This window comes from Streptosporangium nanhuense, assembly GCF_059358815.1.
On the sequence record NZ_JCADBG010000016.1, the window covers coordinates 88456 to 103557 of the forward strand.

Here is a 15102-nt window from a genome sequence, read left to right on the forward strand (position 1 = left end):
GGCCTTGCCAGCCGGGGAGTTCTGCCTTTAGTCGCAGATGGCAATAGTTTTGTGCATAAATTCACCCATCATTTGTAGGATTAGTAGGGAAGGCCGGGGGCTGTCAGACCACCGCGCCCGAGCCCTGGCGGGCCGGGGCGGGTCCCTTCCGCTTGGGCCGTGGCGGCCCGGTGGGCCTGCGCCTCTCCAGCTCGATCGCGAGCGGCCCCGCGACCAGCGCGGAGGAGAGCGTGCCGACGACGATCCCGATCAGCAGCGCCACCGCGAAGTCGGTCAGCGAGTCGCCGCCGAGCACCGCCAGCGCGGCCAGGATGAACAGCGCGCCCAGGCCGGTGTTGACCGTACGGGGGACGGTCTGCAGGATCGCGGTGTTCGTCACCTCGGCGAACGGGGCCGTCGGCCGCGCCCCCCACAGCTCGCGGACCCGGTCGAAGACCACGACCTTGTCGTTGACGGAGTAGCCGATCACGGTGAGCATCGCGGCCAGGAACACCCCGTCCACCGGCTTGCCCAGCCACGCGAACGCGCCGACCACGATCGTCGCGTCGGCCACCAGGGCCAGCACCGCCGCCAGCCCGAACGTCCAGCGGAACCGGAAGGCGAGATAGGCGAGCTGCGCGGCGAGCGCGACACCCAGCGCGATCAGCGCGTTGCGGCGCAGCTCGTCCCCGAGGCTCGGCCCGACAAGTTCGTCACGCTCCTTGGTGACCTGGGCGCCCCCGCTCTCCAGCGCGCTCTCGATCCGCACCACGTCGGCGGGAGCGATCTGACCGGCCCGTACGGAGATGTCCTCGCCGGAGGACTGCACCACCGCGTTGGGGAACCCGGCCTCGCTGACGAGCTCGCGGGCGGCGTCGGCGCTCATCGGGGTGCTCGTGGAGTACTCCACGAGCCTGCCCCCGGTGAACTCCACGCCGAAGTCGAGCCCCCGCACCGAGACTCCCGCCACGGACGCGGCCACCAGCACGCAGGTGACCAGGAAATACACCGCGCGGCGGCTCATCAGGTCCGGCTTGCGCGCGTTCAGCCAGGTGCGGACGCGCCCGATGTCGGACAGACCGGTCAGCCGGGGCCGTGAGGACACGGCCTGGAGGCTCACCGCCCACTGGGCCAGGACGCGCGTGATGACCATCGCGGTGATCAGCGAGGCGATCACACCGATGCTCAGCGTGACGCCGAAACCGCGTACCGGCCCGGAGGCCAGGAAGAACAGCAGTCCGGCGGCGAGCAGCGTGGTGATGTTGGAGTCGGCCACCGCGCTCCACGCGTTGCGGAAGCCCTTCTCCAGCGCGCCCCTGAACCCCGGTTCCGCCGCGTACTCCTCCCGCGCCCGTTCGAAGACCAGCACGTTGGCGTCGACCGCCATGCCGATCGCCAGGACGAAGCCCGCCAGTCCCGGCAGGGTGAGCGTGGCGCCGAGCGCCACCAGCGCCGCGTACGAGATCAGCGCGTAGCAGGCCAGGGCGAAGGCGGCGATGAGGCCCACCAGCCGGTAGGTCACGACGATGAACAGCGCGGTGAGCGCGACGCCGATGACCGCGGCCTGGGCGCTGGCCGTGATCGCGGCGGCGCCGAGCGTGGGGCCGACGGTCCGCTGCTCGACGATCTCGACGGGCACCGGCAGCGAGCCGCCCTTGATCAGCAGGGCCAGGTCGGCGGCCTCCTCCGAGGTGAAGGTGCCGGTGATCTGGGTGGACCCGCCGGGCAGGCCGACGTTGCAGGCCACGTCCTCGTTCACCTGGGGCGAGACGATCACCTTGGAGTCGAGCACGATGGCGACCCTGCGTTTGTGGTCGCCCGCCGGGTTGCAGGCGGCCTGGCCGGTCAGCTCGGCCCACTCCGCGCGCCCGCTGTCGCGGAAGTCGACGGTGACGAACCAGCCGCTGCCCTGCTGTGCGTCGATCCCCGCCTCGGCGCCGCTGACGCCCTCGCCGGTGAGGGCGGCCGGTCCGATGTGCAGCGGGGCGCCGCTCTCGTCGGGAAGGAGTTGCTCCCCCTTCCCGGGCTTGGTCCCGGCCGCCGGGTCGGGGACGCCGAGGACGGGGTGGAAGGTGAGCTGCGCGGTCTTGCCGATGACCTCGGCGGCCTTGGTCGGGTCCTGCACGCCGGGCAGTTCCACGATGATGCGCCGCTCGCCGGAGCGGGCCAGCGGCGCGTCCGCCACGCCCAGGCCGTCGGCCCGGCGGCGGAGCACCTCAAGGGTGCGGTCGGTGGCCGCGGCGTCGGCCTTGACGGTCGGTGAGTCCCTGGTCTCCAGGACGAGCTGGGTGCCGCCGCGCAGGTCGAGACCCAGGCGCGGCGACATGGTCAGGGCGATGAAGAGCGAGGTGGCGATGACGGCGAGCGCCGCCACCGCGCGTACCACCGGGGCACGCGACATGGGAGCCTCCACAGGCTGGGGAACTGTCCTCGGGGGTGCCGGAGGGGCCTTTCCGGACGCCGGCGTGCCTCGCGTACGGCGGCCTATGAGCACCCGGACGTCCGGGTGCTCAGACGTTCGGGTGCTCAGACGAGGAAAGGGCGTTTCCCGGTACGGGAAAGGCGCCTCCCGGTCGGCGAAGGCCGTTCTCCGGTACGGCGAGGGCCCGGAGTGGCTCCGGGGCGGTTCAGCCGGCCGTGGAGGCGGGCGGCGCGCGCCCCGGCCTGACGATCAGGGCCGCGAGCGGGCGGGTGTCGTCGTCGCGGGCCGGGCGCGAGGCCGGGCCGGAGGCGAGGGACAGGTGCCGGAGGTCAGCCGGCGGGGTCGCGAGCGGGTGGCCGCCCCCGCCCGCCAGGCCGATCCCGGTGGCGGAGAGGCCGCTGACGAGGGCGTTCCTGTGCCCCGCGTCGAAGGCCGGGCGAGACAGCCGCTGGTGCTCGCCGGAGGACTGGGCGACGGCGGGATGACGCAGGAGGGCGGTGGCGCCGCCCCCGCCCAGACCGCCGGAGACGAGCAGCGGCAGCAGCAGGGCGAGCAGCCAGCCGAAGGGCGCGCCGCGCCTCAGCTGTCGCATGATCTCCTCCTGGCCGTCCCGTCCACCGTAGCGCGCCGGGGGCTCGCCGATCTCTCCCGTGCCGGCCCAATGTCCGCGTTGTCTCATAAAAACGTCAAGGGAGGGTAGTGCGCACGCATGCGAATCACCTACACGGCCGATCTGTGGTGGAAGAACGCCGTCGTCTACTGCCTGGACGTCGAGACCTACAAGGACGGGAACGGTGACGGCATCGGTGACTTCCGGGGCCTGACCCAGCAGATCGACCACCTGGACCGGCTCGGGGTGACCTGCATCTGGCTGATGCCGTTCTTTCCCAGCCCCAGCCGCGACGACGGCTACGACATCAGCGACTTCTACTCGGTCGACCCCCGGCTGGGCACCCTCGGCGACTTCGTGGAGTTCGTGCGCACCGCCAGGGACCGGGGCATGCGGGTGATCGCCGACCTGGTGGTCAACCACACCTCCGACGAGCACCCCTGGTTCAAGGAGGCCCGCTCCAGCCGCGACTCCCCCAAGCGCGACTGGTACGTCTGGCAGGACGAGCCGGGGCCCGTCGACCCCAAGTCGATCGTCTTCCCGGACAAGGAGGACAGCCTCTGGGAGCTGGACAAGAAGACGAACCAGTACTACTACCACAGCTTCTACAAGTTCCAGCCCGACCTGAACACGGCGAACCCGCAGGTCCGTGACGAGATCGCGCGCATCCTCGGCTTCTGGATGGAGCTCGGCCTGTCCGGCTTCCGGGTGGACGCCGTGCCGTTCCTGATCGAGGGCATCGGCGGCGACCCGCACGAGTTCCTCGCCGACCTGCGCGCCTTCATGAACCGCCGCGACGGCACCTCGATCCTGCTGGGCGAGGTGAACCTGCCCTACCCGGACCTGATGAAGTTCTTCGGCGACGCGGGCAACGGCGACGAGGTCACCATGTGCTTCGACTTCATCGCCATGCAGCGCTTCCACCTGTCGATGGCCCGCCAGAACCCCGAGGCCCTGGCCGAGGCCCTGCGCGACCGGCCGGAACCGCCCGACGACTCCCAGTGGGCGATGTTCGTCCGCAACCACGACGAGCTGACCCTGGACAAGCTCACCGAGGCGCAGAAGCACGAGGTCTTCGACGCCTTCGGCCCCGACAAGAACATGCAGCTGTACGACCGGGGCCTGCGCCGCCGCCTCCCCCCGATGCTCGGCGGCGACATGCGGCGGCTCAAGCTGGCCTACAGCGTGCTGTTCTCCCTGCCGGGCACGCCGGTGCTCTTCTACGGCGAGGAGATCGGTCTCGGCGAGAACCTGAAGGCCGAGGGCCGGATGGCGGTCCGGATCCCGATGCAGTGGTCGGCCGGAGGCGGCTTCTCGCCCGATCCGAAGACCACCGTCCCCTCGCCCACCGGCAAGTTCGGCCCGCGCAACGTCAACGTCGCCGACCAGCGCCGCGACCCCGACTCACTGCTCAGCTGGACCAGGCTCCTGATCGAGCGCTACCGGGAGTCGCCCGAGCTGGCCTGGGGCACGTACGAGATCCTGGACGCCGGTGACGTGGCCGTGCTGGCCCACCGGGCCGACGCCGAGGGCGGCACCGTGGTCGCCGTCCACAACTTCGCCGACCGCGAGGCGAAGGTGGATCTCGTCCTCGAGAAGCTCGACGGCTGCGAGGTGCTGGTCGACCTGCTGGTGGACGGCACTCTCAACCTGCCCTCCGACGGCCGGGTGAAGTTCACGCTGGAGCCCTACGGCACCCGCTGGCTCCGCGCCTCCGTCCCCGACGCGGCGCCGGAGGACACCTCGGCCAAGAGCGGGTGAGCACCGGGGGGACCTCGGCCAAGAGCGGGTGAGCGCCAAGGGGCCTCGCCCGGGAATGGACGAACACCAGGGGAGACTCCGGCCGGGAGCGGGTGATCCGGCCGGAGGTCACCATCACCCGGGAACGCGTCCGGGGTGCCCGTCCGGCGCGGTCTCCCGCTCCCCGGGCCAGGCGAGCATCGCGAGCTCGGCGATCCGCTCCAGGTCCCGCCGGGTCGCGCCGTCGCGGGCCTGGGCGGACATCCCCTGGACGGTGGCCGCGTAGAACAGGGCGAGAGCCTCGGGGTCGGTGCCCTCGGGAAGCAGGCCCGCCGCCACGTCCGAGGCGATGTGCGCCGCGATCGCGGCCTTGCCGGCCTCCCTGATCCCGCGCATCGCCTCCCGCACGTCGGCCGACTCCGGGCCGACGTTGACGGCCGCGCTGAAGATCATGCAGCCCGGCGGGTGCCCGGGGTCGGTGTAGTCGATCGCGGCCTCGCGCAGCATCCTGGCGATCGCCGCCCGCGCGGTCGGCTCCTCGGCCAGCGCCCGCGCGGAGAAGTCGTACCTCCTGTAGCGCTCGACGACCTCCCCGAACAGCTGCCGCTTGTCGCCGAAGGTGGCGTACAGGCTGGGCGGCCGGATGCCCATCGCGGCGGTGAGGGAGGCGATGGAGGTGGACTCGTAGCCGTGCCGCCAGAACTCCAGCAGCGCTATCTCCAGCACGGCGTCGCGGTCGAAGGCTCGCTTCCTGCTCACCGGAGCATTGTATAGCGCTCGCTAAAAAACCCTGCTACGGTTCCGTTTTGTAGCGCTCGCTAAAAATACGGGAGGCGATGTGAGAACCGCGTTGGTCACGGGCGCGAGCAGGGGGATCGGCAGGGCGATCGCCCTGCGGCTCGGGCGCGAGGAGGTCCGGGTGGCCGTCCACTACGCCGAGGACGAGGCGGCGGCGGGGGAGGTCGTGGCGGCGATCACCGAGGCCGGGGGAGAGGCGTTCCCCGTCCGGGCGGAACTCGGCGTGGAGGGGGACGTGGAGACGCTCTTCGCCGCCCTGGAGAAGGAGGTGGACGGGCTCGACATCCTCGTCAACAACGCGGGGATCATCGTCCCCGGCGGCATCGCGGAGGTCACGCCCGAGGCGTACGACAGGATGTTCGCCGTCAACGTCAGGGCGCCGTTCTTCATCATCCAGCGGGCGCTGCCGCTCATGCGCGACGGCGGGCGCGTCGTCACCATCAGCTCCGGCGTGACCAGGATGGCCTTTCCCGAGAGTCCCGCCTACGTCGCGACCAAGGGGGCGATAGAGGTGCTGAACCGGACGCTGGCCAAGGAGCTCGGCCCGCGCGGGATCACCGTGAACTCGGTCTCGCCGGGCATCACCGACACCGACATGAACGCGGGCTGGCTGCGCGGCGACCCGCGGGCCCAGGAGTACGCGGCCGGGCAGGCCGCCCTCGCCAGGGTCGGCGCCCCGGAGGACGTCGCCGACGTCGTCGCGTTCGTGGTCTCCGACGACGCCCGCTGGGTCACCGGAACCATCCTCGACGCCACCGGCGGCTCCGGGCTCTGACGGGGGCGAGGTTCCGGGCTCTGGCGGGGGCGAGGTTCCGGGGCCTGGCGACAGAGCCGAGGATTCGGGCTTCGGGCTTCGGGCTTCGCGAGAGCGAGGAGCGGTCTGCGGTTCGGCGGCCGGGCTCCGGTCCGGTGGCCTTTCCCGGCCCGGCCCGGCCCGGCCCGGCCCGGTCCAGCCCGGCCCGGCTCGGTCCGGCGAGGAGTGTGAGCCCGAGCCCGGTGTCGCGGCATCGACTTTCACCCGACACGGCCCCCGTATCGATGAACCGTCCGGACGGAGCGTGTTGGATGTCCAGCACACGGATCAGCTCGTGGACGGGCAGCCGGCCGGGGCCACGCCCGCGTACCGGCTGATCGTCGAGACCCGGGTCCCGCTCGTCCGGCGTCCCGTACCGCCAAGATCGGAGAGAACGCAGTGACAGCCACAGCCACAGCCGCGGCGCAGCCGCAGACCTCGGAGTCGTTCCTGGCCGGGCCGCTGCCCGCGTACGTCTACGACCTGGTCGAGCTCGGCGCCCACGTCAGGGACGTCCGCGCCGCGCTGGGGGACGTCGAGCTGTACTACGCGGTGAAGGCCAACCCCGACCCGGAGCTGATGCGGACGCTCGCCCCGCACGTCGACGGCTTCGAGGTCGCCTCGGGGGGCGAGCTCGCGCACGTGCGGGAGCACTTCCCGCACGTGCCGGTCGCGCTGGGCGGGCCGGGCAAGACGGACGCGGAGCTGTTCGGCGACGTGACCCGCCTGCACGTCGAGAGCCCCGGCGAGCTGCGCCGCCTGCTCGCGTCGGGCCGCTCGGCGGACGTGCTGCTCCGGGTCAACCTGGACCTCCCGATCGACGGGGCCTCGCTGGCGATGGGCGGCGGCGCCACGCCGTTCGGGATGGACCCCGCGGGGATCGCCGAATGCGTCGCCCTGCTGGAGACCCAGGGTGCCGTACGGCTGCGCGGGATCCACGCCCACCTGGCCAGCGGGCTCGACGCGCCCCGGATGCTGGAGCTGGCCGCAGCCGTCCTGGACTACGCGCGGACACTGGGGGTGAGCGAGATCAACCTCGGCGGCGGCATGGCCGTCTCCTACGCCGACCCCGGCGACCGGTTCGACTGGGCGGCCTACGGCAGGGGCCTGGCCGCGCTCCGCCGTCCCGGCGAGACGCTCCGGATCGAGCCGGGACGCTCGCTCACCGTCTACTGCGGGAGGTATGTGACGCGCGTCATCGACGTCAAGCGCGTCCACGGCGAGCTGTTCGCGGTCGTGGCGGGCGGGACCCACCACATCCGCACCCCCGCGACCAAGGGCCACGACCAGCCCCTGGTGATGACGGAGGCCGGTGAGCCGATCACGATCGTCGGCCAGCTCTGCACTCCCAAGGACATCCTGGCCCGCCGGGTCCCCATCGCGCTCAAGCCCGGTGACCTGGTGGAGTTCACGATGGCGGGCGCCTACGCCTGGAACATCTCCCACCACGACTTCCTGATGCACCCGAAGCCGAGCTTCCACTATCTGAGCCGGTAGGGCCGAAGGCTCGGACCCGAATACGGAAACACCTGCCGCTACGCATATGCTGCGCATCGTCGTTTTCATGTGTCAGGCGGCATCCAAAGTTTCCGAAGCATCCGAAGCGTCCGAAGCGTTCAGAGGGAGAAGCTCACCGTGTACAAGGAGTTCGCGATCGAGGCCGTGGTCTGGCTGATCCCCGTCGTAGTGCTGCTCGGGCTCGCTTTCATGATCACCAACCCGTAGGGCCCGCTCCGGAGGGTCAGCGCTCGGCCAGGACGATCACCGAGTCGCCGGGGCCGAGGCGCAGCGGTCGCGACTTGTCGGGGTTGATGACGACACCGAAGTGGGGGGCCTCGTTCACGCGGTCCGCCAGGCGGTAGCCGATCGCCGTCTCGCCGCGGCGCCGGGCCGACTCGATCACCGAGGCGAAGTCGACCGGCGCCCCGGAGCGGACGTACCGCTCCGCCGGGCGCGGGTAGATCTCCGAGCCCCCCGAGTCGAAGAGCCGGCCGAACACGTCGGCCAGGTGCCGGTTCTCGGCGAGCTGGGCCAGCAGCAGGCCGATCACCGTGTCGCTGATCACGATGTCGTCGGCCCTGGTGACCTCGGCCAGGCTCCGGTTGTTCTCGTCGTGCATCTCGCTGACGATGGAGTAGCGCTCGCCGAGCGAGGACTGCATGTCGCGCAGCTGGAGCAGGGTCATCAGGGTGCGCGTGTCGGCGTGGCCGGGGCTGTAGCGGTCGTCGGAGAGCACGATCACGTGCTGGTAGAGGCCCAGGCCGAGCGAGTCGAGGGCGTAGCGGTCGGAGGTGTCGCAGTCCTTGACGTTGACCGTGAGGTTGCTCAGCCCCTCGAAGCCGTTCGCCGTGTCGGGGTGGTCTGAGGCGATGTCCAGGACCGAGCCGGGCGCGACGTAACCGTCGAGATAGCGGACGATCTGGCGGCCCCGGCCGTTCCAGTTGAGGATCAGGGTGCGCTCGGCGCTGCGCTCGGTGTGCTCGACCATGACGATCGACTCCTCGCTGGCCGAGGGCATGCCGTCGGCCAGGTGGATCATCGAGTCGTCGTGGGCGATCACGATGATCTCGTCGGAGTCCGAGATCACGGTGTCCATGGGCGGGTTCAGCATGGCCGCCCCGTCCCGGCGCAGCCCGATCACCGTGGCGGTCTGGTAGGCCGGGAGCACCTCGCCGTACGTCATGCCGGTGAAGTCGGGGTCGGAGCGCAGGTAGATCTCCCCATCGCTGAAGTCGAGCAGGTCCATGCAGACCACGGACATGCCCGACTGCCGCGACGACTGCACGATGAGCCGGGAGGCGGTGTCGTCGGAGTCGACGAGGTGGACGTCGGGGCCGCCCGCGAGACGGGCCGCGGCCATGTTGGAACTCTCGGCGATGGCCGCCACCACCGGCGGGTGGCCGCCGGGCCGTTTGGCCAGCGCGAGCAGCGTCTTGATGACGTGCGCGTCGGGATCCTCGCCCTGCGGGGAGAGGACGACCACCGAGCGGGCCTCGGACAGGTTCATCAGGTCGAGGTCGGTCGGCTCGGCGGGCCGCCCGGTCCGGCAGACCAGCCTGGTCCTGCCGGTCTCGCCCGCGAACTGCCGGATCTCGTCCTCCATCGCGATCTTGTCCTTGTCGGCGAGGATCGCGATGACCGACCTGCGGTCGCTCGCGTGCGCCTGGACCAGCTCGCTGATGATCGTGAAGACCTGCTCCGACCAGCCCAGGACCACGATGTGGCCGTTCTCGATGATCCGGGACCTGCCCTTGCGCAGCTCCTCGAACCTGCTCTTGAGGTCGTTGGACAGGACGCCGACCAGGGCGCTGACGATGAAGATCCCGCCCAGCGACGCGACGAACATCAGGGCGACGAACGGCGCGCTGCCGGTGTCGCTGGCCACCTTCCCGGGGCTCAGCGCGCGCATCAGCGTCATCCACAGCAGGCCGGGGGCGCCGTGGTTCTTGGCGGCCTCGTTCGGGGTCAGCCACAGGCCCAGCGCCGTGACCAGCAGGATCAGGCCGAGGGAGATGACGGCGAGCCACCCGATCAGCGCGGTCGTGCCCCGCGACATGGTGTTGTCGAACCAGTAACGCAGGCGTTCACGGAACGTCGCCCTCAGCACGGAATTTCCCCCCGTCGGTAAAGCAGAGTCAACAATCGTACAAAAACTACAGGTCATCGGGAGGAGGGAAGGGTGAACGGCCCGGGTCGCCGCCGGGTTCGACCGCACAACGGGCAATGGCGCGCGTTCTGATGAGACATATGCCTGAATTCAGTGTTTTGTACTTTTTTATGCCTACAAGTCCGACTGTGTCGGCCCTGCGAAAGCCTCACCCCGCACGGCGGCTGTTTGTGCACGAGGGTTGACAGTGGTTATCGCTGATGTAACTATCGCAAAAATCTTACAAATATCTGAAAATAGATTCGAGTAACTCGAATGAAGAGCGGTAGGAAATCAGCAAGCGTCGATAAGGCATTTGAGCTCATCAGTGCCGTGTCCGGAAGCGGTCAGTCCGGGATGACCCTGGGCGAGCTCGCGGCACAGACCGGTGTCGCCGTCAGCACCGCCCATCGCTACGCCATCTCGCTCCTGGAACTGGGCGTTCTGGAGCGCGACGCCACCGGCGCCTTCCGGCTCGGCGTCACCCTCATCACCCTCGCCGGGCGCTACCTGGAGGAGGACGGGCTCCGCGCCGCGGCGCAGCCGTACCTGGCCGAGCTGGTCGAGATCAGCGGGGAGACCGTCCACCTCGGGGTCCCGGTGGGCCACCACATCGTCTACGTCGACAAGGTGGAGAGCGCCAAGTCGGTGCGCCTGGTCTCCCGCATCGGCAGCCGCGTGCCGCTGCACTGCACCGCGATGGGCAAGGCCGTCCTCGCCTTCCTGGACGAGCCGCGCCGCGCCGAGGTCCTGGCCGTGCGGGCGGAACCCCGCACGCCCAGAAGCCTCACCGGCGACGCGCTGCTCGCCGAGCTCGACACCGTACGCGACCAGGGCTTCGCGATCGACGACGAGGAGAACGAGGAGGGGGTGCGCTGCATCGGCCTGCCGATCATGAACGCCTCCGGCCGCCCGGTGGGGGCGTTCAGCGTGTCGGCACCGGCCGGACGGTTCAGCCTCGACGACTGCCACCGCCTGGCGCCGGTCGCGCTCGGGATGGCCGCGGACATCGGCCGCCGCATCGGCTACGCCGCCCCCAGGACCCGCAAACCCGCCTGATCCCGCTTTTCCGAAGGCCCGCACGGCTCGTAACGCAAGGCCCGCATGGAAGGAAGTGCAACGAATGTCCGCTCTCACCTCGCCGGACGCCTCCGTCATCACCGTCCGCAACCCCGGTACCGGCGAGCAGCTCGGGGAGGTGGAGGCGGCGAGCGCGGAGCGGGTGGCCGCGGTGGTCGAGGCCGCCCAGGAGGGCCAGCGGGCGATGGCGGCCATGCCCGCCCACGAGCGCGCGGACCTCCTGCGCCGGGTGGCCGACCTGATCGAGGCCGAGCGGGTGGAGCTCGCCACGCTGCTCGCCGCCGAGAACGGCAAGCCCGTGCAGCAGACCCGCGGCGAGGTCGACGCCGCGATCCGGATCTTCCGCGGGTACGCGGGCGAGGCCACCAGGCTCTTCGGCCGCCAGATCCCGCTCGACGCCGTACCCGGCCTGGAGCGGCACCTCGCGGTGACGATGCGCGAGCCCCTCGGCGTCGTCGCGGCGCTGGTCCCGTTCAACTACCCGGTCGAGCTGTACGCGCACAAGGCCGCCGCGGCCCTCGCCGCGGGCAACGCCGTCGTCGTCCAGCCGCCCGCCCGCTGCCCGCTGTCCCTGGTCAGGGTGGCCGAGCTCGTCGAGCGGGCCGGTGCGCCCGCCCACGCCCACCAGCTGGTCACCGGGGGCGTCGAGGTGTCCCAGACGCTGGCGGGGCACCCCGGGATCGCGGCGGTGGGCCTCACCGGCAGCACCGCGGCGGGCCGCGAGATCGCCCGCCTCGGGGCCGCGACCCTGAAGAAGGTCTTCCTGGAACTCGGCGGGAACGACGCGCTCATCGTCTGCGACGACGCCGACGCCGAGGAGGCCGCCCGCGCCGTCGTGCTCGGCCGCCTGGCCAGGGGCAACGGGCAGATCTGCTGCGCGGTCAAGCGCGTCTACGTCCAGGACGGCATCCACGACGCCTTCGTCGAGTCGCTGCTCGGCCAGACAGCGAAGCTCGTCGTCGGCGACCAGCTGCTGGAGGAGACCGACGTCGGCCCCCTCATCGCCGAGGAGGCCGCCGAGCGGGTCGAGGCCGCCGTCGGCAGGCTCGTCGGGGACGGCGCCAGGCTCGCCGCCGGGGGCGGCAGGCGCGGCGCGTTCGTCGACCCGGTCGTGCTGGTCGACGTGCCCGCCACGAGTCCCACCTTCGCCGAGGAGATCTTCGGCCCGGTGGCGCCCGTCGCCCGCTTCTCCGACCCCCTCGACGCGGTGCGGATGGCCAACGAGTCCCCGTACGGCCTGCACGCCGCGGTCTTCACCCGGGACGTCTCGCGGGCGTTCTCCATCGCGCGGCGCCTCGACGTCGGCGGGGTCGTCGTCAACGGCTCGACCGCGCTGCGCGCCGAGAACCTGCCCTTCGGCGGCACCAAGGACACCGGCGGCTACCGCGAGGGCCTGCACGAGACCGTCCTCGACTTCACCCGGCAGAAGACGGTCGTCATCATGGAGGCGTTCGGATGAGCCTGGAGCTCCGGGGCGTCCGCAAGGACTACGGCGGCGTCGAGGTGCTGCACGGGGTGGACCTGGTGGGCCACCCCGGCGAGGTCCTCGCCGTGGTCGGCGCGAACGGAGCCGGCAAGTCGACCCTGATCAGGATCCTCGCCGGCGCCCAGCCCATGAGCGCGGGCGAGATGTGGATGGACGGCGAGCGGGTCGAGCTGCGCTCGCCGCACGACGCGCACGCCCGGGGCATCCGCACCGTCTACCAGGAGCTGACCCTGGTACCCCAGCTGTCGGTCACCGAGAACCTGCTGATGGGGCACTTCCCCAGGAGGCGCGGCGGGCTCATCGACTGGGCGGCGGCGCACGCGCGCGCCGGGGAGCTGCTGGAGGGCATCGGCTTCGGCGCGATCGACCCGCGTACCGTCGCGGGCCGCCTCACGGTGGCGAGGCAGCAGATGGTGGAGATCGCCAAGGCGCTGGTGGACGAGCCGCGCGTGCTGGTGCTCGACGAGCCCTCCGCGGTGCTGGCCGGAAGCGACCTCGATTCGCTGTTCGCGCTGATCAGAAGGTTGCAGGAGCGCGGGGTGCTGGTCGTCTACGTCTCCCACCGGCTCGCGGAGGTCCTGGAGCTGGCCACCTCGATCGTGGTGATCAAGGACGGCAGGATCGTCGAGACGACCGAGCCCGCCCGCACGGGCGAGAACGAGCTGATCCGCCTCATGGCGGGCCGCCGCCTCGAACAGATCTACCCCGACCGGCGCGCCGGGCACGGCGAGGTACGGCTCAGCGTCTCCGGGCTCACTCGCGGGGGCGAGTTCGAGGACGTCTCGTTCTCGGTGCACTCGGGGGAGATCGTCGGGCTGTTCGGCCTGGTCGGCTCCGGCCGCAGCGAGCTGGCCAGATGCGTCTTCGGCGCCGAACCCGCCTCCGCGGGCCAGGTGCGGGTCCGCTCCGGCGCCGAGTCCGGGTCCGTATCCGGGGCCGGGTCCGTACCTGAGTCCGGGTCCGGGTCCGCCGGCCGGGCACCCGGCCGGTCCGGTGCCGTCGGGTTCCGTACGCCGGCCGAGGCCATCGCGGCCGGGCTCGCGCTCGTCACCGAGGACCGCAAGCGCACCGGCCTGGTGCTCGGCATGAGCGTGCTCGACAACATCACGCTCACGACCCTGCACTCGGCCACCCGGGGCCCGCTGATCGACACGGGCCTCAGGCGCAGGAACGTCACCGACATGATCGACCGGCTGGGCATCCAGCCCCCGGGGTGCGCCTCGATGCCGGTGGTCAACCTCAGCGGCGGCAACCAGCAGAAGGCCGTGCTCGCCAAGTGGCTGCTGGCCGAGCCGCGCGTGCTCATCCTCGACGAGCCGACCCGGGGCGTGGACATGGCGGCCAGGGTCGACATCTACCGCATGATCGACGACCTCGCCCGGCAGGGTCTCGCCGTCCTGCTCATCTCCTCGGACCTGACGGAGGTGCTCGGCGCCACCGACCGGGTGCTCGTGATGAACCAGGGGCGCATCACCGGCGACCTGCGCTCGGACCAGACCACGGAGGACGAGATCCTCGCCCACTCGATCGGACTCACGGCATGACCCGTACAACCCCAGCCCCGGCGGCCCTGACCTCCGGGAGGCTCCCCAGGCTGGTCCTGGCGGGCCGGGACCTCACCGCGCAGGTCGCGTTCGTCACGCTCATCGTGGCGCTCGTCGCGGTGGCGGCGCTCACCTCCGACACGTTCCTGACCCAGACCAACCTCACCAACCTGCTCAAGCAGATGGTCACCACCGGCCTGCTGGCGTACGGGATGCTCGTGGTGATCCTCACCGGCGGCATCGACCTGTCGGTCGGGTCGGTGGTGGCCTTCTCCGGCATCATCACCGCCGGCCTCGTCTCCGACCTGCCCATCCCGATGGCGACGGTCGCGGGCATCGCCTGCGGGATCGGGTTCGGGCTGGTCAACGGGGTGCTGGTCGCCCGGTTCGGGCTGGCGCCCTTCGTGGTGACCCTGGCGGCGCTGACCACGATCAGGGGCCTGGCGTTCGTCTACTCCGAGGTGCCGATCACCCCCGAGGACCCGGCGTTCCTCACGCTCGGCTCGGCGATGCTCGGCCCCGTCCCGCTGAGCACCGTGATCATGCTGGCCGTGTTCCTCGCGGGCGGCCTGTTCCTGACCCGCTTCCCGGGCGGTCGCTCCATCGTCGCGATCGGCGGCAACGCCGAGGCCGTGCGGCTCGCGGGCATCAACGTGCGCAGGCACGTGATCCTCGCCTACACGATCAGCGGCGCGTGCGCCGGTCTGGCGGGCGTCATCCTGGCCAGCCGGGTGGGCATCGCCCAGCCGAGCGTCGGGGTGGCCTTCGAGCTCGACGCGATCGCCGCGTGCGTGATCGGCGGGGCGAGCCTGGCGGGCGGGCGCGGGTCGGCGAGGGCCACCTTCGGCGGCGTCCTGGTCCTCGTACTGATCAACAACCTCCTCAACCTGTACGGCGTGCAGAGCTTCTGGCAACAGGTGCTCAAGGGACTGATCATCATCGCCGTCATCCTCGTCCAGCGTGCCAACCAGGCGCGTGCCTGACGTACCCGCTCCACAACACCC

At 71.1% G+C, this 15102-nt stretch carries 11 protein-coding genes; 7 read left to right on the forward strand and 4 right to left on the reverse strand.

Features of this window, described 5'->3' with window-relative positions; translation table 11 throughout:
* Nucleotides 1–103: 103 nt before the first annotated feature.
* Together secD and AC5L38_RS28230 are read right to left on the reverse strand one after the other, a co-directional pair.
* Complete coding sequence (gene secD, locus AC5L38_RS28225) at nt 104–2380, reverse strand: protein translocase subunit SecD (RefSeq protein ID WP_495245851.1); 2277 nt, start codon at nt 2378–2380, stop codon at nt 104–106.
* A gap of 226 nt (nt 2381–2606) precedes the next feature.
* Entirely contained in the window at nt 2607–2993 is a 387-nt protein-coding gene (locus AC5L38_RS28230; protein WP_495245852.1) for a hypothetical protein, read from the reverse strand.
* 117 nt (nt 2994–3110) lie between these two features.
* Here AC5L38_RS28230 and AC5L38_RS28235 point away from each other — a divergent pair, with 117 nt between their 5' ends.
* The gene (locus AC5L38_RS28235; protein WP_495245853.1) at nt 3111–4772 is read left to right on the forward strand and encodes an alpha-amylase family protein; all 1662 of its coding nucleotides are present in this window, start codon (nt 3111–3113) and stop codon (nt 4770–4772) included.
* A gap of 114 nt (nt 4773–4886) precedes the next feature.
* Here the strand turns inward: AC5L38_RS28235 and AC5L38_RS28240 are convergent, their stop codons facing one another.
* The gene (locus AC5L38_RS28240; protein WP_495245854.1) at nt 4887–5510 is read right to left on the reverse strand and encodes a TetR/AcrR family transcriptional regulator; all 624 of its coding nucleotides are present in this window, start codon (nt 5508–5510) and stop codon (nt 4887–4889) included.
* A gap of 79 nt (nt 5511–5589) precedes the next feature.
* Between AC5L38_RS28240 and AC5L38_RS28245 the strand changes: the two genes are divergently transcribed.
* Together AC5L38_RS28245 and AC5L38_RS28250 are read left to right on the forward strand one after the other, a co-directional pair.
* A complete protein-coding gene (locus AC5L38_RS28245) occupies nt 5590–6324 on the forward strand; it encodes an SDR family oxidoreductase (RefSeq protein ID WP_495245855.1) in 735 nt (244 codons plus the stop codon).
* Nucleotides 6325–6741: 417 nt separating this feature from the next.
* Nucleotides 6742–7839, forward strand: a complete 1098-nt coding sequence (locus tag AC5L38_RS28250) for an alanine racemase (RefSeq protein ID WP_495245856.1) — start codon at nt 6742–6744, stop codon at nt 7837–7839.
* 244 nt (nt 7840–8083) lie between these two features.
* On the opposite strand, the gene AC5L38_RS28255 is transcribed toward AC5L38_RS28250, so the two are convergent.
* Nucleotides 8084–9949 (reverse strand): CASTOR/POLLUX-related putative ion channel, encoded by a 1866-nt coding sequence (locus AC5L38_RS28255; RefSeq protein ID WP_495245857.1) that lies wholly within the window; start codon nt 9947–9949, stop codon nt 8084–8086.
* A gap of 315 nt (nt 9950–10264) precedes the next feature.
* Between AC5L38_RS28255 and AC5L38_RS28260 the strand changes: the two genes are divergently transcribed.
* From AC5L38_RS28260 to AC5L38_RS28275, 4 genes are all read left to right on the forward strand, one after another.
* The gene (locus AC5L38_RS28260) at nt 10265–11047 is read left to right on the forward strand and encodes an IclR family transcriptional regulator (protein ID WP_495245858.1); all 783 of its coding nucleotides are present in this window, start codon (nt 10265–10267) and stop codon (nt 11045–11047) included.
* Nucleotides 11048–11111: 64 nt separating this feature from the next.
* Complete coding sequence (locus tag AC5L38_RS28265; protein ID WP_495245859.1) at nt 11112–12527, forward strand: aldehyde dehydrogenase family protein; 1416 nt, start codon at nt 11112–11114, stop codon at nt 12525–12527.
* A complete protein-coding gene (locus tag AC5L38_RS28270; RefSeq protein ID WP_495245860.1) occupies nt 12524–14098 on the forward strand; it encodes a sugar ABC transporter ATP-binding protein in 1575 nt (524 codons plus the stop codon). Before AC5L38_RS28265 ends, AC5L38_RS28270 begins: the two co-directional genes overlap by 4 nt.
* Complete coding sequence (locus tag AC5L38_RS28275; protein WP_495245861.1) at nt 14095–15081, forward strand: ABC transporter permease; 987 nt, start codon at nt 14095–14097, stop codon at nt 15079–15081. Before AC5L38_RS28270 ends, AC5L38_RS28275 begins: the two co-directional genes overlap by 4 nt.
* Nucleotides 15082–15102: the final 21 nt, after the last annotated feature.